At 68.4% G+C, this 17,397-nt stretch carries 21 protein-coding genes; all 21 read left to right on the top strand.

Translation table 11 applies throughout. The features are described 5' to 3' along the window. The first annotated feature begins 28 nt into the window (after positions 1-28). The 21 genes from M2302_RS06110 (at position 29) to rplE (ending at position 17,397) form a co-directional block, all read left to right on the top strand. The gene (locus M2302_RS06110) at positions 29-3,916 is read left to right on the top strand and encodes a DNA-directed RNA polymerase subunit beta' (protein WP_280836962.1); all 3,888 of its coding nucleotides are present in this window, start codon (positions 29-31) and stop codon (positions 3,914-3,916) included. A gap of 118 nt (positions 3,917-4,034) precedes the next feature. Next, a complete protein-coding gene (locus M2302_RS06105; protein ID WP_210775460.1) occupies positions 4,035-4,403 on the top strand; it encodes a hypothetical protein in 369 nt (122 codons plus the stop codon). A gap of 598 nt (positions 4,404-5,001) precedes the next feature. Further along, positions 5,002-5,403, top strand: a complete 402-nt coding sequence (locus tag M2302_RS06100) for a hypothetical protein (protein WP_280837049.1) — start codon at positions 5,002-5,004, stop codon at positions 5,401-5,403. Between the two features lie 470 nt (positions 5,404-5,873). Next, positions 5,874-6,248: a 30S ribosomal protein S12 gene (gene rpsL / locus M2302_RS06095; RefSeq protein WP_007465318.1), complete on the top strand. Its 375-nt coding sequence runs from the start codon at positions 5,874-5,876 to the stop codon at positions 6,246-6,248. A 1-nt stretch (position 6,249) separates the two neighbouring features. Next, a complete protein-coding gene (gene rpsG / locus M2302_RS06090) occupies positions 6,250-6,720 on the top strand; it encodes a 30S ribosomal protein S7 (protein ID WP_088647009.1) in 471 nt (156 codons plus the stop codon). A gap of 75 nt (positions 6,721-6,795) precedes the next feature. Continuing rightward, positions 6,796-8,892 carry an elongation factor G gene (fusA, locus tag M2302_RS06085; RefSeq protein ID WP_280836961.1) on the top strand — a complete coding sequence of 699 codons (2,097 nt, stop codon included), beginning with the start codon at positions 6,796-6,798 and terminating at the stop codon, positions 8,890-8,892. Positions 8,893-9,114: 222 nt separating this feature from the next. Beyond that, positions 9,115-10,308 (top strand): elongation factor Tu, encoded by a 1,194-nt coding sequence (tuf, locus tag M2302_RS06080; RefSeq protein WP_109946705.1) that lies wholly within the window; start codon positions 9,115-9,117, stop codon positions 10,306-10,308. Between the two features lie 353 nt (positions 10,309-10,661). After that, positions 10,662-10,970: a 30S ribosomal protein S10 gene (gene rpsJ, locus M2302_RS06075; RefSeq protein WP_007073037.1), complete on the top strand. Its 309-nt coding sequence runs from the start codon at positions 10,662-10,664 to the stop codon at positions 10,968-10,970. 11 nt (positions 10,971-10,981) lie between these two features. Beyond that, a complete protein-coding gene (gene rplC / locus M2302_RS06070) occupies positions 10,982-11,647 on the top strand; it encodes a 50S ribosomal protein L3 (RefSeq protein WP_280836960.1) in 666 nt (221 codons plus the stop codon). Next, the gene (gene rplD / locus M2302_RS06065; protein ID WP_154941819.1) at positions 11,644-12,294 is read left to right on the top strand and encodes a 50S ribosomal protein L4; all 651 of its coding nucleotides are present in this window, start codon (positions 11,644-11,646) and stop codon (positions 12,292-12,294) included. Before rplC ends, rplD begins: the two co-directional genes overlap by 4 nt. Next, the gene (gene rplW, locus M2302_RS06060; RefSeq protein WP_073834931.1) at positions 12,291-12,593 is read left to right on the top strand and encodes a 50S ribosomal protein L23; all 303 of its coding nucleotides are present in this window, start codon (positions 12,291-12,293) and stop codon (positions 12,591-12,593) included. Before rplD ends, rplW begins: the two co-directional genes overlap by 4 nt. Positions 12,594-12,605: 12 nt before the next feature. Continuing rightward, positions 12,606-13,445, top strand: a complete 840-nt coding sequence (gene rplB / locus M2302_RS06055; protein WP_088998353.1) for a 50S ribosomal protein L2 — start codon at positions 12,606-12,608, stop codon at positions 13,443-13,445. Between the two features lie 12 nt (positions 13,446-13,457). Continuing rightward, a complete protein-coding gene (gene rpsS / locus M2302_RS06050) occupies positions 13,458-13,739 on the top strand; it encodes a 30S ribosomal protein S19 (RefSeq protein ID WP_007073032.1) in 282 nt (93 codons plus the stop codon). A gap of 40 nt (positions 13,740-13,779) precedes the next feature. Continuing rightward, entirely contained in the window at positions 13,780-14,238 is a 459-nt protein-coding gene (gene rplV / locus M2302_RS06045; RefSeq protein WP_088960255.1) for a 50S ribosomal protein L22, read from the top strand. Continuing rightward, positions 14,238-15,107, top strand: a complete 870-nt coding sequence (rpsC, locus tag M2302_RS06040) for a 30S ribosomal protein S3 (RefSeq protein ID WP_088960256.1) — start codon at positions 14,238-14,240, stop codon at positions 15,105-15,107. Before rplV ends, rpsC begins: the two co-directional genes overlap by 1 nt. Before the next feature lie 3 nt (positions 15,108-15,110). Next, entirely contained in the window at positions 15,111-15,536 is a 426-nt protein-coding gene (rplP, locus tag M2302_RS06035) for a 50S ribosomal protein L16 (RefSeq protein WP_073834927.1), read from the top strand. Next, positions 15,536-15,772 carry a 50S ribosomal protein L29 gene (gene rpmC, locus M2302_RS06030; protein WP_013288628.1) on the top strand — a complete coding sequence of 79 codons (237 nt, stop codon included), beginning with the start codon at positions 15,536-15,538 and terminating at the stop codon, positions 15,770-15,772. The genes rplP and rpmC overlap by 1 nt, the downstream gene beginning before the upstream one ends. Further along, positions 15,769-16,044, top strand: a complete 276-nt coding sequence (gene rpsQ / locus M2302_RS06025; RefSeq protein ID WP_091262798.1) for a 30S ribosomal protein S17 — start codon at positions 15,769-15,771, stop codon at positions 16,042-16,044. The genes rpmC and rpsQ overlap by 4 nt, the downstream gene beginning before the upstream one ends. A 98-nt stretch (positions 16,045-16,142) precedes the next feature. Next, complete coding sequence (rplN, locus tag M2302_RS06020; protein WP_007465279.1) at positions 16,143-16,511, top strand: 50S ribosomal protein L14; 369 nt, start codon at positions 16,143-16,145, stop codon at positions 16,509-16,511. Beyond that, positions 16,508-16,828, top strand: a complete 321-nt coding sequence (gene rplX, locus M2302_RS06015) for a 50S ribosomal protein L24 (protein WP_207914040.1) — start codon at positions 16,508-16,510, stop codon at positions 16,826-16,828. Before rplN ends, rplX begins: the two co-directional genes overlap by 4 nt. Continuing rightward, positions 16,828-17,397 (top strand): 50S ribosomal protein L5, encoded by a 570-nt coding sequence (rplE, locus tag M2302_RS06010; protein ID WP_154941822.1) that lies wholly within the window; start codon positions 16,828-16,830, stop codon positions 17,395-17,397. The genes rplX and rplE overlap by 1 nt, the downstream gene beginning before the upstream one ends.

Genomic DNA, 17,397 nt, shown 5'->3' with positions numbered 1-17,397 from the left:
CAGTACAGACGACGACATAGGGGACATAGTGCTCGACGTCAACTTCTTCGACGAGCTGCGCATCGGCCTCGCCACCGCCGACGACATCCGTCAGTGGTCGCACGGTGAGGTCAAGAAGCCTGAGACGATCAACTACCGCACCCTGAAGCCGGAAAAGGACGGGCTCTTCTGCGAGAAGATCTTCGGTCCGCAGCGGGACTGGGAGTGCTACTGCGGTAAGTACAAGCGGGTCCGCTTCAAGGGCATCATCTGCGAGCGCTGCGGCGTCGAGGTGACCCGTTCCAAGGTCCGTCGTGAGCGGATGGGGCACATCGAGCTGGCCGCTCCGGTGACCCACATCTGGTACTTCAAGGGCGTGCCGAGCCGGCTGGGCTACCTGCTGGACCTCGCCCCCAAGGACCTCGAGAAGATCATCTACTTCGCCTCGTACGTCGTGACGAGCGTGGACGCCGAGTCGCGTCACCGTGACCTCTCGACCATCGAGAACGAGATCCTGGCCGAGAAGCGGCAGTCCGAGAACAGCCGCGACTCGGAGATCGAGAAGCGGGCCGCCAAGCTCGAGGCCGACCTGGCCGAGCTGGAGGCCGAGGGTGCCAAGGCGGACGTCCGGCGCAAGGTCAAGGAGGGCGGAGAGCGCGAGATGCGCCAGATCCGCGACCGGGCCCAGCGCGAGATCGACCGCCTCGACGAGGTGCTGGACACCTTCCGCAAGCTGGAGCCGAAGCAGCTGGTCACCGACGAGCTGCTCTACCGCGAGCTGCGCGACCGGTTCGGCGAGTACTTCACCGGCGGCATGGGCGCCGAGGCCATCAAGGCGCTGGTCCAGAACATGGACCTCGACGCCGAGGCCGAGAGCCTGCGCGAGACCATCCGCTCCGGCAAGGGCCAGCGGAAGATCCGGGCGCTCAAGCGGCTCAAGGTCGTCGCGGCGTTCCTGAACACCCGCAACTCGCCGCTCGGCATGGTGCTGGACTGCGTCCCGGTCATCCCGCCGGACCTGCGCCCGATGGTGCAGCTCGACGGTGGCCGCTTCGCGACCTCCGACCTGAACGACCTGTACCGCCGCGTGATCAACCGGAACAACCGCCTCAAGCGGCTGATCGACCTCGGCGCGCCCGAGATCATCGTCAACAACGAGAAGCGGATGCTCCAGGAGGCCGTCGACGCGCTGTTCGACAACGGCCGTCGCGGCCGGCCGGTCACCGGTCCGGGTAACCGCCCGCTCAAGTCGCTGTCGGACATGCTCAAGGGCAAGCAGGGCCGGTTCCGCCAGAACCTGCTCGGCAAGCGCGTCGACTACTCCGGCCGTTCGGTCATCGTGGTCGGCCCGAAGCTGAAGCTGCACCAGTGCGGCCTGCCCAAGCAGATGGCGCTGGAGCTGTTCAAGCCGTTCGTGATGAAGCGACTGGTGGACCTCAACCACGCGCAGAACATCAAGTCCGCCAAGCGGATGGTCGAGCGGCAGCGGCCGGTCGTGTGGGACGTGCTGGAAGAGGTCATCGGCGAGCACCCGGTGCTGCTGAACCGCGCGCCGACCCTGCACCGCCTGGGCATCCAGGCCTTCGAGCCGCAGCTGGTCGAGGGCAAGGCGATCCAGATCCACCCGCTCGTCTGCACCGCGTTCAACGCGGACTTCGACGGTGACCAGATGGCGGTGCACGTGCCGCTGTCCGCCGAGGCCCAGGCCGAGGCGCGGATCCTGATGCTGTCGTCGAACAACATCCTCAAGCCGGCCGACGGCAAGCCGGTCACCATGCCCACCCAGGACATGGTCATCGGTCTCTACCACCTCACCCACCTCACTCCGGGTGGCAAGGGCGAGGGCCGGGCGTTCAGCTCGGACGCCGAGGCGCGGATGGCGTTCGACAGCGGCGAGCTGCACCTGCAGACCCCGGTCAAGATCCGGCTGCGCGGTGTGGTCGGTGTCGACAACGGCGCCGGCGCCGAGCCGTGGGTCGCGCCCGAGGGCTGGGCCGAGGGCGAGCCGCTGACCGTGGAGACCACGCTGGGCCGGGTCCTGTTCAACGAGACGCTGCCGCAGGGCTACCGCTTCGTGAACTACGAGATCCGCAAGGGCCAGCTCTCCGCGATCGTCAACGACCTCGCCGAGCGCTTCCCGAAGGTGGCTCTCGCGGCCACCCTGGACGGGCTCAAAGAGGCCGGTTTCCACTGGGCCACCTGGTCCGGCGTCACCATCGGCATGGAGGACGTCATCGCGCCGCCGCGCAAGCGGGAGATCCTGGCGCGGTACGAGAAGGATGCCGACCAGATCGACAAGCAGTACCAGCGTGGTCTGATGACCGCCGAGGAGCGTCGCGGCGAGCTCATCGAGATCTGGACCAAGGCGACCAACGAGGTCGCCAAGGAGATGGACACCGCGCTGCCGCAGGAGAACCCGCTGTGGAAGATGATCAACTCGGGTGCCCGCGGTAACCTGCTCCAGCTCCGGCAGATCGCGGCGATCCGTGGTCTGGTGGCCAACCCGAAGGGCGAGATCATCCCGCGGCCGATCAAGGCCAGCTACCGGGAGGGTCTGTCCGTGCTGGAGTACTTCATCTCCACGCACGGTGCCCGTAAGGGTCTCGCCGACACCGCGCTGCGGACCGCCGACTCGGGTTACCTGACCCGTCGTCTGGTGGACGTCTCGCAGGACGTGATCATCCGCGAGGAGGACTGCGGCACCGACCGGGCGATCCCGATGCAGATCGGCGAGCGGCTGGACAGCAAGCTGGTCGTGCACACGCACGCCGAGACCAGCGTGCACGCCCGGACCCTGGCCGACGACATCAAGGGGCCGGACGGCACCGTGGTGGCGCAGCGCGGTCAGGACCTCAACTCGATCCTGGTCGACAAGATCGTCGCCGCCGGGGTGGAGACGGTCCGGGTGCGCAGCGTGCTCACCTGCGAGTCGAAGCTGGGCGTCTGCGCGGCCTGCTACGGCCGCTCGCTGCCGACCGGCAAGTCGGTCGACATCGGCGAGGCGGTCGGCATCATCGCCGCCCAGTCGATCGGTGAGCCGGGTACGCAGCTGACGATGCGTACCTTCCACACCGGTGGTGTCGCGGGTGAGGACATCACCCAGGGTCTGCCCCGTGTCCAGGAGATCTTCGAGGCCCGGATCCCGAAGGGCAAGGCGCCCATCGCCGACACCCCCGGCCGGGTCCGGATCGAGGACGGCGAGCGGTCCCGGAAGATCATCGTGGTGCCGGACGACGGCAGCGACGAGATCGTCTACGACAAGATCTCCAAGCGGGTCAAGCTGCGGACCCACGACGGGGACCACGTCGAGGTCGGCGAGAAGCTCACCGAGGGCACCATCGACCCGCACGAGCTGCTCCGCATCCTCGGCCCGCGCGCGGTCCAGGTCCACCTGACCCAGGAGGTCCAGGAGGTCTACCGCTCGCAGGGTGTGCTCATCCACGACAAGCACATCGAGATCATCATCCGCCAGATGCTCAAGCGGGTGACGGTCATCGACTCCGGCTCGACCGAGTTCCTGCCGGGCGTGCTGGTCGACCGGGCGCTGTTCGAGTCGGAGAACCGCCGGCTCGTCGGCGAGGGTGGCGAGCCCGCCGCCGGTCGCCCGGTGCTGATGGGTATCACCAAGGCCTCGCTGGCCACCGACTCCTGGCTCTCGGCGGCCTCCTTCCAGGAGACCACCCGGGTGCTGACCGACGCGGCGATCAACTCGCGCAGCGACTCGCTCGTCGGCCTCAAGGAGAACGTGATCATCGGTAAGCTCATCCCGGCCGGTACGGGCATCAGCAAGTACCGCAACGTCCGGGTCGAGCCGACCGAGGAGGCGAAGGCCAAGGTCTACTCGATGACCGGCTACCCGGAGACCGACTACGGCTTCGGGCCGGCCAGCGGGCAGGCTGTGCCGCTGGACGACTTCGACTTCGGGTCGTACCGCTAAGCAGTGACCGACGAGGCCCCCGGCGTGACCGCCGGGGGCCTCGTCGTGTTCCGGGGTGGGCCGGCCTTCGGGGCCGAGGTGGCCGGTCCCGGCGTGCGCCGGCGGGCATGATGGGGGTATGACGACCGCTCCCGGGCAGCTGCCCGTGGCGCACCAGCCGCCACGCCACCCGCTCGACCCCGACCCGGCGCCCGCGACGAAGGCCCGCGCCGTCTTCGCGCTGGGCCTGATCGGGGCGCTGACCGGGCTGTTCATCGGCGGGGTGGTGCCCGCGACGGTGGCGCTCCAGCTCGCCCGGCAGGCCCGGCGGGAGGCGTACGCCTCCGGTGGATACCTCACCGGCGCGGCCTGGCTGCGGCAGGGGGAGCGGCTGGCCTGGGCGGGTCTGGTGCTGGTCGCGGTCGCCGTGGTGACGCTGGTGGTGATCGGCGTGGTCCGGCTGGCCGACGCCCCGTTCGGGCAGGACTACGCCCCGAACGTGGACTGAGCGCCGGTGCTCGTGTGGGCCCTGCGGGGCGGTGCGCGCCGACGGTAGCCTGGCCGGTGTCCGTCGCGCGGCGAGGGATCTGGCTTGTCGACAGGAGGACCACGTGACGGAACCGGCGCCGCCGTCGGGAGCCGACCCGGGCGGCCAGCCCGCCGGGCCCCCGGAGACGGGCGCGCCCGGTTCCGCCGGTGCGGCCCCGCCCGCGACCGCCGTGCCCGTGTCGCCCTGGTCGGCGCAGGGGGCCGCCGAGGGCGACCGGTCGGACCAGGGCACCGGCACGCCGCCGGAGGCCACCCCCATCGGGTACGCGTCGCCGCCGGCACCGGCGCACCCCGGACAGTTGTCGCCGGGTCAGCCCTTCGGCGGTCACCCTGGGCAGTTGTCGCCGGGCCAGCCCTTCGGTGGTCACCCCGGGCAGTTCTCGCCGGCGCAGCCGGGTCAGGTTTCCGGTGGTCACCCCGGGCAGTTGTCGCCGGGGCAGTCGGGTCAGGTGTCCGGGCCGTACCCGGGGCCGTCTCCGGCGGGGGCGTACCTCGGTGGGGCGCCGGGGGGCGGCTGGCCGCCCGGTCCGGGTTGGCTGCCCCCGCCGCCGCGGGAGGTGCCCAAACCGCCCAAGCGGGTCGATGCGGTACCGGGTACCCCTTTCGGGGTGGTCCATCTCGACGTGCCGGCGGTGACCTCCGGTCCGGCGGTGGGCTCGCTGGTGGCCGGGGTGGTGTCGATCCTGGTGTCGGTGCTGGTGGTCTGCTTCGGTGTCGGGGCGGCGCGGTACGGCGGGGCCTGGGCGGCCGGCGCGTTCACCGTGCCGGGCGCGCTGGCCGGGGCGGCCGCGATCGTGGCCGGGCTGCTGGCCCGGCGGCAGATCGGGCGGGCGGCGCCGCCGCCGGCGGTCCGGTTCACCGGGCGGGGGCTGGCCACGGCCGGGATCAGCTGCGGGGCGACGGGTCTGTTGCTCTGCCTGGCGGGCCTGGGGCTGGCGTTGCTGCTGCAGTTCGGGTGACGGCGGTCGCGGCGGGGGCGACGGGCCGCTTCCGAGGGCAGCCGGTACACTTGGAGCCGTAGGTGCCCAGCACGGGCGAGCAGGCGCCACGGGGCGGGCGACCGGCGGGGTTTGAGATCCGCCGGACCATTCCGTTTTGACCTGCGAGGCTGTGGTAGGTACTCTTTCCCCTTGTGCCCGGGCCCGCCCGGGCAACTCGTGCGTGCGCGGGTCCCGGTTCATCCGGCGATCGAGCGGCCGTACGACACAGTCCAAGACCCGGCGCACGGTCCACCGCGTGCCGGCGAACAGAACCCGGTGCGACGCGCGAGCGACGGCACCGGGACCGTGAGCTGGGCGACACGCCCGACCGCGGGTGCCGGGACCTCCGTGAGGTGGCCCTGGTCGGAATGTAGGAGAGCCGTCCATCAGGTCGGCTAACGAGCAGACGGCGCGGCCGCGACAGCGGCCGAAGGGAGCGGAGAAACCCGGTGCCCACCATCCAGCAGCTGGTCCGAAAGGGCCGCCAGGCCAAGACGACCAAGACGAAGACCCCGGCGCTGAAGGGTTCCCCTCAGCGGCGCGGTGTGTGCACCCGCGTGTACACCACCACCCCCAAGAAGCCGAACTCGGCGCTCCGCAAGGTCGCTCGTGTCAAGCTCAGCAGCCAGATCGAGGTGACCGCCTACATCCCGGGCGTCGGTCACAACCTGCAGGAGCACTCGATCGTGCTCGTCCGCGGCGGCCGGGTGAAGGACCTCCCCGGCGTGCGTTACAAGATCGTCCGCGGTTCGCTGGACACCCAGGGTGTCCGCAACCGCAAGCAGGCGCGCAGCCGGTACGGCGCGAAGAAGGAGAAGAGCTGACATGCCGCGTAAGGGACCCGCTCCGCGGAAGCCGCTGGTCGCTGACCCGGTGTACAACTCGCCGTTGGTCACCCAGCTGGTGAACAAGATCCTGATGCGCGGTAAGCGTCAGCTCGCCGAGCGCATCGTGTACGCCGCCCTGGAGGGCTGCCGCGAGAAGAGCGGCACCGACCCGGTCGTCACGCTCAAGCGCGCGATGGACAACGTCAAGCCGACCCTCGAGGTCCGCAGCCGCCGCGTCGGTGGCGCGACCTACCAGGTGCCGGTCGAGGTCCGTCCGGCCCGCGCGACCACCCTCGGTCTGCGCTGGCTGGTGACCTACTCGAAGGCCCGTCGTGAGAAGACCATGGTCGAGCGGCTGATGAACGAGCTGCTGGACGCGAGCAACGGTCTGGGTGCCGCCGTCAAGCGGCGCGAGGACACGCACAAGATGGCCGAGTCCAACAAGGCCTTCGCGCACTACCGCTGGTAACACCCTGGTTCCGGCGCCGGACCGGCGCCGGAACCGCCACCAGTTGAGTCGAGACGACGATAAGTAGGGATTGAAGTGGCCGCCGCAGACGCGCTCGCCAACGTACGCAACATCGGCATCATGGCCCACATCGATGCCGGTAAGACCACGACCACCGAGCGGATCCTGTTCTACACCGGTATCACGTACAAGATCGGTGAGGTCCACGAGGGCGCTGCCGTCATGGACTGGATGGAGCAGGAGCAGGAGCGTGGTATCACCATCACCTCCGCTGCCACCAAGTGTGAGTGGAAGGGCCACACGATCCAGATCATCGACACGCCCGGTCACGTCGACTTCACGGTCGAGGTCGAGCGGTCGCTGCGGGTGCTGGATGGTGCGGTCGCTGTCTACGACGGTGTCGCCGGCGTGGAGCCCCAGACGGAGAACGTCTGGCGTCAGGCCGACAAGTACCACGTTCCCCGGATGTGCTTCGTCAACAAGCTCGACCGGACCGGTGCCGACTACTTCCGCTGCGTGCAGATGATGATCGACCGGCTCAACGCCACCCCGCTGGTGCTCCAGATCCCGATCGGGCTCGAGGGCGACCACATCGGTGTCGTGGACCTGATCGAAATGAAGGCGCTCACCTGGCGCGGGGAGACCCAGAAGGGTGAGGACTACGCCATCGAGGAGGTCCCGGCCGAGCTGGCCGACTCCGCGGCGGAGTGGCGCGAGAAGCTGATGGAGACCCTCGCCGACGTCGACGACGCGGTGATGGAGAAGTACCTGGAGGGCGAGGAGATCTCCGTCGCGGAGATCAAGGCCGCCATCCGGCGTGCCACCATCGCCAGCAAGGCCAACCCGGTGCTCTGCGGCTCGGCGTTCAAGAACAAGGGCGTGCAGCCCATGCTCGACGCCGTCGTCGACTTCCTGCCGTCGCCGCTGGACGTCCCGGCGATCGAGGGTACGGCCACCGACGGCGAGACGCCGCTGCAGCGGAAGCCGTCGAAGAACGAGCCGTTCTCCGGCCTCGCCTTCAAGATCCAGACCGACAAGCACCTCGGCAAGCTCACCTACGTGCGGGTCTACTCCGGCACGCTCGACTCCGGATCTCAGGTGGTCAACTCCACCAAGGACCGGAAGGAGCGGATCGGCAAGATCTACCAGATGCACGCCAACAAGCGGGAAGAGCGCAGCTCGGCCCAGGCTGGCGACATCATCGCGGTGCAGGGTCTCAAGCAGACCACCACCGGTGACACGCTCTGCGACCCGGCGAACCCGGTCATCCTTGAGTCGATGACCTTCCCCGAGCCGGTCATCTCGGTGGCGATCGAGCCGAAGACCAAGGCCGACCAGGAGAAGCTGGGCACGGCCATCCAGCGGCTGGCCGAGGAGGACCCGACCTTCCGCGTCAAGCTGGACGAGGAGACCGGTCAGACGGTCATCTCCGGCATGGGCGAGCTGCACCTGGACATCCTGGTCGACCGGATGCGCCGCGAGTTCAACGTCGAGGCGAACATCGGTAAGCCGCAGGTGGCGTACCGCGAGACGATCCGCCGCAAGGTGGACAAGATCGAGTACACCCACAAGAAGCAGACCGGTGGTTCCGGCCAGTACGCCCGCGTCATCGTGAGCATCGAGCCGCTGCCGCTGGACAACGACTCGCCGACCTACGAGTTCGCCAACGCCGTCACCGGTGGCCGCATCCCCCGGGAGTTCATCCCCTCGGTGGACGCGGGTGCCCAGGACGCGATGCAGTACGGCATCCTCGCCGGCTTCCCGCTGGTGGGTGTCAAGCTGACGCTGCTGGACGGTCAGTACCACGAGGTCGACTCGTCGGAAATGGCATTCAAGATCGCCGGCTCGATGGTGATGAAGGAGGCGGCCCGCAAGGCCGACCCCGCGCTCCTCGAGCCGATGATGGCCGTTGAAGTCACCACTCCTGAGGAGAACATGGGTGACGTCATCGGCGACCTCAACTCCCGGCGCGGCATCATCCAGGCGATGGAGGAGCGCAGCGGCGCCCGTATCGTCCGGGCCCTGGTGCCGCTGTCGGAGATGTTCGGCTACGTCGGCGACCTGCGGTCGAAGACCCAGGGCCGGGCTAGCTACAGCATGCAGTTCGACTCCTACGCCGAGGTTCCGCAGAGCGTGGCGAAGGAGATCATCGCCAAGGCGACTGGTGAGTGACGCTCACCTGAGTTGATCCGATGGTTCGAGGCTGGTCGCGGGAGGGCACTCCCCGCCCGCGGCCACCTCGATCGGGTTGTGTGAGACCGGGCCTGTAGGCTTCATCGCCGCAGAACCCACCAAAGCTCTCCGGCCGCCAGGCCGGAAAGGCTGTCGACAGAGTCCTAAGCGCCAATCGGCGCGCCGGGGCGAACGAACCAAGAAGTCCACAGGAGGACACCAGTGGCGAAGGCGAAGTTCGAGCGGACTAAGCCGCACGTCAACATCGGCACCATTGGTCACATCGACCACGGTAAGACGACGCTGACGGCGGCCATCACCAAGGTCCTGCACGACCAGTTCCCGGACCTGAACCCGTACACGCCGTTCGACGAGATCGACAAGGCGCCGGAGGAGAAGGCCCGCGGCATCACGATCTCCATCGCGCACGTCGAGTACCAGACCGAGGCGCGGCACTACGCGCACGTCGACTGCCCCGGTCACGCCGACTACATCAAGAACATGATCACCGGTGCCGCGCAGATGGACGGCGCGATCCTGGTGGTGGCGGCGACCGACGGCCCGATGCCGCAGACCCGCGAGCACGTGCTGCTGGCCCGTCAGGTCGGTGTGCCGTACATCGTCGTGGCGCTCAACAAGAGCGACATGGTCGACGACGAGGAGCTCCTGGAGCTCGTCGAGCTCGAGGTCCGCGAGCTGCTGTCGGCGCAGGAGTACCCGGGTGACGACCTGCCGGTCGTCCGGGTCTCGGCGCTGAAGGCCCTCGAGGGTGACCCCGAGTGGACCGGTCGCCTCCTGGAGCTGATGAACGCGGTCGACACCGCGATCCCGCAGCCGGAGCGCGAGACCGAGAAGCCGTTCCTCATGCCGATCGAGGACGTCTTCACGATCACCGGTCGTGGCACGGTCGTCACCGGTCGCGCCGAGCGCGGCATCCTCAAGCCGAACGAGGAGGTGGAGATCGTCGGCATCCGTGAGAAGTCGATGAAGACCACCTGCACCGGCATCGAGATGTTCCGCAAGCTGCTCGACGAGGCCCGCGCGGGCGAGAACGTCGGTCTGCTGCTGCGCGGAATCAAGCGCGAGGACGTCGAGCGCGGCATGGTGGTCGTCAAGCCGGGCACCAGCACCCCGCACACGGAGTTCGAGGCGACGGTCTACATCCTCTCCAAGGAGGAGGGCGGCCGGCACACCCCGTTCTTCCAGAACTACCGTCCGCAGTTCTACTTCCGGACCACGGACGTCACCGGCGTCGTCACGCTGCCCGAGGGCACCGAGATGGTCATGCCGGGCGACAACACCACCATGACGGTGAAGCTGATCCAGCCCATCGCCATGGAGGAGAACCTCAAGTTCGCGATCCGCGAGGGTGGACGTACGGTCGGCGCTGGTCGCGTCACCAACATCCTCAAGTGAGCTGGGTAACCCCGATTAGCGTCGCCGCCGGCCGTGCGGCATACTAGTCAGGTTGCGTAACGACGGTTAGTCACCTGCGTCCGGTGAATGCTGGACCTCCGGGAGACCAACAGTCGCGCGTAGGGTGGTTGATCGCCCCAGGCGGTCAACCACCCTCGCACGGCGTCCGGATCGCTGTGATGCGATCGGCGCCTTGACCCACCGCGTGGTTCAAGAACCGCTCCGGAGTCCCGGGGCGGAGCCTGGCCCCAGGGCGCGACACGCCCGACCGCGGGGGTCGGCGAAGTGGGCCTGTACCAGCCGGTACAGGCGCCCGCAACACAGCGGCATCGAGAGAAGGAACAGAAGCCACCATGGCGGGACAGAAGATCCGCATCCGGCTCAAGGCCTATGACCACGAGGTCGTCGACTCCTCGGCGCGGAAGATCGTCGAGACGGTGACGCGTACCGGGGCGCAGGTCGCAGGCCCGGTGCCGCTGCCCACGGAGATCAACCGTTTCTGCGTTATCCGCTCGCCGCACAAGTACAAGGACTCGCGCGAGCACTTCGAGATGCGCACGCACAAGCGGCTGATCGACATCATCGACCCGACCCCGAAGACGGTCGACTCGCTCATGCGCCTCGACCTGCCGGCTGGCGTCGACATCGAGATCAAGCTGTAGGGACCGGACAAATGGACAGGCAAGTCAAGGGGATCCTGGGCGCAAAGCTCGGCATGACCCAGGTCTGGGACAACAACCGTGTTGTCCCGGTGACCGTGGTTCAGGCCGGCCCGTGCGTCATCAGCCAGGTTCGTAGCGCCGAGAAGGACGGTTACTCCGCGGTCCAGCTGGCGTACGGCACGATCGACCCGCGCAAGGTCAAGAAGCCGATCAGCGGGCACTACGCGAAGGCGGACGTGGCGCCGCGCCGGCACATCGTCGAGCTGCGCACCGCGGACGCCGCGGACTACTCGCTGGGCCAGGAGGTCACGGTCGAGGAGTTCCCGGCCGGCGTCGCCATCGACGTCACCGGCAAGACCAAGGGCAAGGGCTACGCCGGCCCGATGAAGCGGCACGGCTTCCACGGTCTGAAGGCCAGCCACGGTGTGGAGCGCAAGCACCGCTCGCCCGGCTCCATCGGCGCCTGCGCCACCCCGGGTCGTGTCTTCAAGGGCACCCGGATGGCCGGCCGGATGGGTGGCGTGCGCTACACCGTCCAGAACCTGACCGTCCAGGCGGTCGACACCGAGAACAACCTCCTGCTCGTCCGTGGCGCCATCCCCGGCCCCAAGGGCGCGCTGGTCCTGGTCCGTACCGCGGCCAAGACCAAGGTGAAGAAGGGCGGTGCGGCCAAGTGACCACCGTTGACGTCCGCAACGTCGAGGGCGCCAAGAGCGGCTCCGTCGAGCTGCCGGCCGACATCTTCGACGTCCAGGCGAACCTCGCGCTGATGCACCAGGTCGTGGTGGCCCAGCTCGCGGCCGCCCGCCAGGGCACGCACAAGGTCAAGACCCGCGGCGAGGTCGCCGGTGGCGGCAAGAAGCCGTACAAGCAGAAGGGCACCGGTCGTGCCCGGCAGGGTTCGATCCGCGCGCCGCAGTTCGCCGGCGGTGGCGTGGTGCACGGCCCGGTCCCGCGCGACTACAGCCAGCGCACCCCCAAGAAGATGAAGGCCGCCGCCCTGCGTGGTGCCCTCTCCGACCGGGCGCGCGCCGGCCAGGTGCACGTCGTCGAGGCCTTCGTCTCGGGCGAGAAGCCGTCGACCAAGGCCGCTCTGGCCACGCTGGCGAAGCTGACCGAGGCCCGTCGGGTCCTGGTTGTGCTGAGCAGCGCCGACGAGCTGAACTGGGTGTCGCTGCGCAACGAGCCGCGGGTGCACCTGATCGAGGCCGGCCAGCTCAACACGTACGACGTGCTGGTGGCCGACGACGTGGTCTTCACCAAGGAGGCCCTGGACGAGTTCCTGGGCGTTCCCGCCGAGACCACCGAGGAGGGTGGCAAGTGAGCACGATCGCCGATCCGCGCGACATCATCGTCGCGCCGGTCGTCTCGGAGAAGAGCTACAGCGAGCTGAACCGGAACTGGTACACCTTCCTGGTGCACCCGGACGCCAACAAGACCGAGATCAAGATCGCTATCCAGCAGATCTTCAACGTCCGCGTCCTGACGGTCAACACGCTCAACCGCGAGGGCAAGCGCAAGCGCACCAAGACCGGCTTCGGTCAGCGCAAGGCGACCAAGCGGGCGATCGTGAAGCTGGCTGACGGTGACCGTATCGAGGCCTTCGGCGGCCCGGTCAGCTGAGGGGTGTAGACAATGGCTATCCGTAAGTACAAGCCGACGACGCCGGGCCGACGTGGCTCCAGCGTCGCCGACTTCGCCGAGATCACCCGGTCGACGCCTGAGAAGTCGCTGCTGGCTCCGCTGCCGAAGAAGGGCGGACGCAACGCCCACGGCCGGATCACCACCCGGCACCACGGTGGCGGCCACAAGCGGCAGTACCGCCTGATCGACTTCAAGCGGGTCGACAAGGACGGCGTGCCGGCGAAGGTCGCGCACATCGAGTACGACCCGAACCGCACCGCGCGCATCGCGCTGCTGCACTACGCCGACGGCGAGAAGCGGTACATCATCGCGCCGAAGGACCTGAAGCAGGGCGACCGCGTCGAGTCCGGTCCGGGTGCCGACATCAAGCCGGGCAACAACCTGCCGCTGCGCAACATCCCGGTCGGTACGACGATCCACAACGTGGAGCTTCGTCCGGGCGGCGGCGCCAAGCTGGCCCGCTCGGCCGGCGTCGGCATCCAGCTGCTCGGCCGTGAGGGTGTGTACGCGACCCTCCGCATGCCGTCCGGTGAGATCCGGCGGGTGGACGTGCGCTGCCGCGCCAGCATCGGCGAGATCGGCAACGCCGACCAGTCGAACATCAACTGGGGCAAGGCCGGCCGCATGCGGTGGAAGGGCAAGCGCCCGACCGTCCGTGGTGTGGCGATGAACCCGGTCGACCATCCGCACGGTGGTGGTGAGGGTAAGACCTCCGGCGGTCGCCACCCGGTCAACCCGCAGGGTAAGCCCGAGGGCCGCACCCGTCGTAAGGGCCAGCCGAGTGACCGGCTGATCGTCCGCCGTCGCTACGCCACGCGTAAGCGCGGCTGAGGGAGATAAGACATGCCTCGCAGCCTGAAGAAGGGCCCGTTCGTCGACGACCACCTGCTCAAGAAGGTGGAGACGCAGAACGACAAGGGCTCGAAGAACGTCATCAAGACCTGGTCGCGGCGCTCGACGATCATCCCGGAGATGCTGGGTCACACGATCGCCGTGCACGACGGACGCAAGCACGTCCCGGTGTTCGTGACCGAGGCGATGGTCGGGCACAAGCTCGGCGAGTTCGCGCTGACCCGCACGTTCAAGGGTCACGAGAAGGACGACCGGAAGAGCCGTCGGCGCTGACGCCGCGGGCATACGGATAGAGGAACAAGGGGTTACAGCGATGCCAGGAAAGGGCGACGCTCCGGTGCTTCCGGGCGCGCGGGCGGTTGCGCGGCACGTGCGCATCTCGCCGATGAAGGCGCGCCGGGTGGTCAACCTCGTCCGCGGCCTGCCCGCGAAGGAGGCGCTCACGGTGCTGCAGTTCGCGCCGCAGGCTGCGAGCGAGCAGGTGTACAAGGTGCTCGCGAGCGCGATCGCCAACGCGGAGAACAACGAGCGGCTGGACCCCGACGCGCTGCTCGTCAGCGAGGCGTTCGTCGACGAGGGCCCGACCATGAAGCGGTTCCGGCCGCGGGCGCAGGGCCGGGCGTACCGGATCCGCAAGCGCACCTGCCACATCACCGTGGCGGTCGAGGCGGTCGCACCGGCTGCGCCGAAGAAGGCCGCCGCGAAGAAGGCCGCCCCGGCGAAGCAGGCCGAGGCCGCTGAGACGGAGAGCAAGACGGAGGGCGCCGAGTAATGGGTCAGAAGGTTCACCCCACTGGGTTCCGGCTCGGCATCTCGACCGACTGGAAGTCCCGCTGGTTCGCGGACAAGCTCTACAAGGACTACATCGGCGAGGATGTCAAGATCCGCCGGATGATGTCCAAGGGCCTCGAGCGTGCCGGCATTTCCAAGGTCGACATCGAGCGCACCCGTGACCGGGTCCGCGTGGACATCCACACCGCCCGGCCGGGCATCGTCATCGGCCGCAAGGGTGCGGAGGCCGACCGGATCCGCGGCGAGCTGGAGAAGCTCACCGGCAAGCAGGTGCAGCTGAACATCATCGAGGTGAAGAACCCCGAGTCGGACGCGCAGCTGGTCGCCCAGGGCGTCGCCGAGCAGCTCTCCAGCCGGGTCAGCTTCCGTCGGGCGATGCGCAAGGCGATGCAGTCGGCGATGAAGAACCCGGTCTGCAAGGGCATCCGGGTCCAGGTGTCGGGTCGTCTCGGCGGTGCCGAGATGAGCCGGACCGAGTTCTACCGCGAGGGTCGCGTCCCGCTGCACACGCTGCGGGCCAACATCGAGTACGGCTTCTTCGAGGCCCGTACCACCTTCGGCCGGATCGGCGTGAAGGTCTGGATCTACAAGGGCGACGCCGTCCCGGGCCGGGAGGCTCCGGCCGAGGCCGGTCCGTCCCGCCCGCGCCGTGACCGCGGCGACCGCCCCGAGCGGCCGCGCCGTGGCCGGTCGGGTTCGTCCGGCACGACCGCCGGCGGCACCGAGGCCGGCCGGGCTGCTGCGACCACCATCGCTCAGCAGGCCGAGACGCCGAGTGGCGAGCCGATCGACAGTGCTGCTGTCGCCTCGGCCGCGGCTGCTCCGGCAGAAACGCAGCAGGAGGGCTGACAGATGCTGATGCCGCGCAAGCCCCCGAAGGGCTTCCGCAAGCCGCACCACCCGGACCGCCACGGCGCGTCCAAGGGTGGTAACCGGGTGGTGTTCGGCGAGTTCGGGATCCAGGCTCTCGAGCCGGCGTACGTGACCAACCGCCAGATCGAGTCGGCCCGTATCGCGATGACCCGCCACATCAAGCGTGGTGGCAAGGTCTGGATCACGATCTTCCCGGACCAGGCCCTCACCAAGAAGCCGGCGGAAACCCGCATGGGTTCCGGTAAGGGCTCGCCCGAGTGGTGGGTCGCCAACGTCAAGCCGGGGCGGGTTCTCTTCGAGATGTCCTTCCCCAACGAGCAGATCGCGCGAGAGGCGATGCGTCGCGCGATCCACAAGCTCCCGATGAAGTGCCGCATTGTTACGCGCGAAGTGGGTGAATCCTGATGGCAGCGGGCGTCAAGCCTTCCGAGCTGCGTGAGCTCTCCGAGGAGGAGCTGGTCACGAAGCTGCGTGAGGCCAAGGCGGAGCTGTTCAACCTCCGCGTGCAGGCCGCAACCGGGCAGCTGGACAACAACCGGCGGCTGCAGGTCATCCGTCGGGAGATCGCCCGGATCTACACGATCATGCGTGAGCGCGAGCTGGGTCTCTCGGCCGCGCCGACTGAGGTGACTGCATCATGAGCGAGAACACCACCGCCGCCGCGCGGGCCCGCCGTAAGGTGCGTGAGGGCCTCGTGGTCAGCGACAAGATGGAAAAGACCGTCGTGGTCGAGGTCGAGGACCGGGTCAAGCACGCGCTGTACGGCAAGATCATGCGCCGTACCAGCAAGTTGAAGGTGCACGACGAGCAGAACTCGGCCGGTATCGGCGACCGGGTCCTGATCATGGAGACCCGGCCGCTCTCCGCCACCAAGCGGTGGCGGCTCGTGGAGATCCTCGAGAAGGCCAAGTAGCGAAGGCTCGAGCTCGGCCGGTATCGGTCGGGCGCACGTTCCGCCAGGCTCCGGCCGCCTCCGGGCGGCCGGAGAACCGGCAGACATAGGAGATAGACGTGATTCAGCAGGAGTCGCGACTGCGCGTCGCCGACAACACGGGTGCCCGGGAGATCCTGTGCATCCGGGTTCTCGGTGGCTCCGGTCGGCGCTACGCGAGCATCGGCGACGTCATCGTGGCCACCGTCAAGGACGCGATCCCGGGTGCCGGTGTGAAGAAGGGCGACGTCGTCAAGGCGGTCGTCGTCCGCACCGCCAAGGAGAGGCGGCGGCCGGACGGTTCGTACATCCGCTTCGACGAGAACGCCGCCGTCATCATCAAGGACGGCGGGGACCCGCGCGGTACCCGTATCTTCGGCCCGGTGGGTCGGGAGCTGCGGGACAAGCGGTTCATGAAGATCATCTCTCTCGCGCCGGAGGTGTTGTGACCGTGAAGGTCAAGAAGGGCGACACGGTCGTCGTCATCGCCGGCAAGGACAAGGGTGCCAAGGGCAAGGTCATCGCGGCCTACCCGCGGCAGGACAAGGTCCTGGTCGAGGGCGTGAACCGGGTCAAGAAGCACACCCGCATCAGCACCACCCAGCGTGGCGCCAAGACCGGTGGCATCGTCACCCAGGAGGCCCCGATCCACGTCTCCAACGTGCAGGTCCTGGACTCCGACGGGAACCCGACCCGCGTCGGGTACCGGATCGACGACAACGGCCAGAAGGTCCGCATCGCGCGTAGCACCGGTAAGGACCTGTGATGACCACGGCTACCGAAACCAAGACCATGCCGCGCCTCAAGGAGCGGTACCGTAACGAGATCGTGGCGCAGCTGCAGGAGCAGCACAGCTACGCGAACCCCATGCAGGTTCCGCGGCTGGTCAAGATCGTCGTCAACATGGGTGTCGGCGAGGCTGCTCGCGACGCCAAGCTGATCGACGGCGCGGTCCGCGACCTCGCCACGATCACCGGCCAGAAGCCGCAGGTGCGGCGGGCGACCAAGTCCATCGCGCAGTTCAAGCTGCGTGAGGGCATGCCGATCGGCGCGAAGGTGACCCTGCGCGGCGACCGGATGTGGGAGTTCCTGGACCGGCTGCTGTCGATCGCGCTGCCGCGTATCCGTGACTTCCGCGGTCTCGACGGTCGCAAGCTCGACGGGCACGGCAACTACACGTTCGGTCTGACCGAGCAGTCGGTGTTCCACGAGATCGATCAGGACAAGATCGATCGCCAGCGGGGCATGGACATCACGGTGGTCACGACCGCCACGACCGACGACGAGGGCCGGGCGCTGCTCAAGCTCCTGGGCTTCCCGTTCAAGGAGAACTGA

This window comes from Micromonospora sp. A200 (genome assembly GCF_029893845.1).
Lineage (GTDB): Bacteria > Actinomycetota > Actinomycetes > Mycobacteriales > Micromonosporaceae > Micromonospora > Micromonospora purpureochromogenes.
Note: the sequence above shows the minus strand (reverse complement) of the source record. Positions and strands in the feature narration are given on the sequence as shown.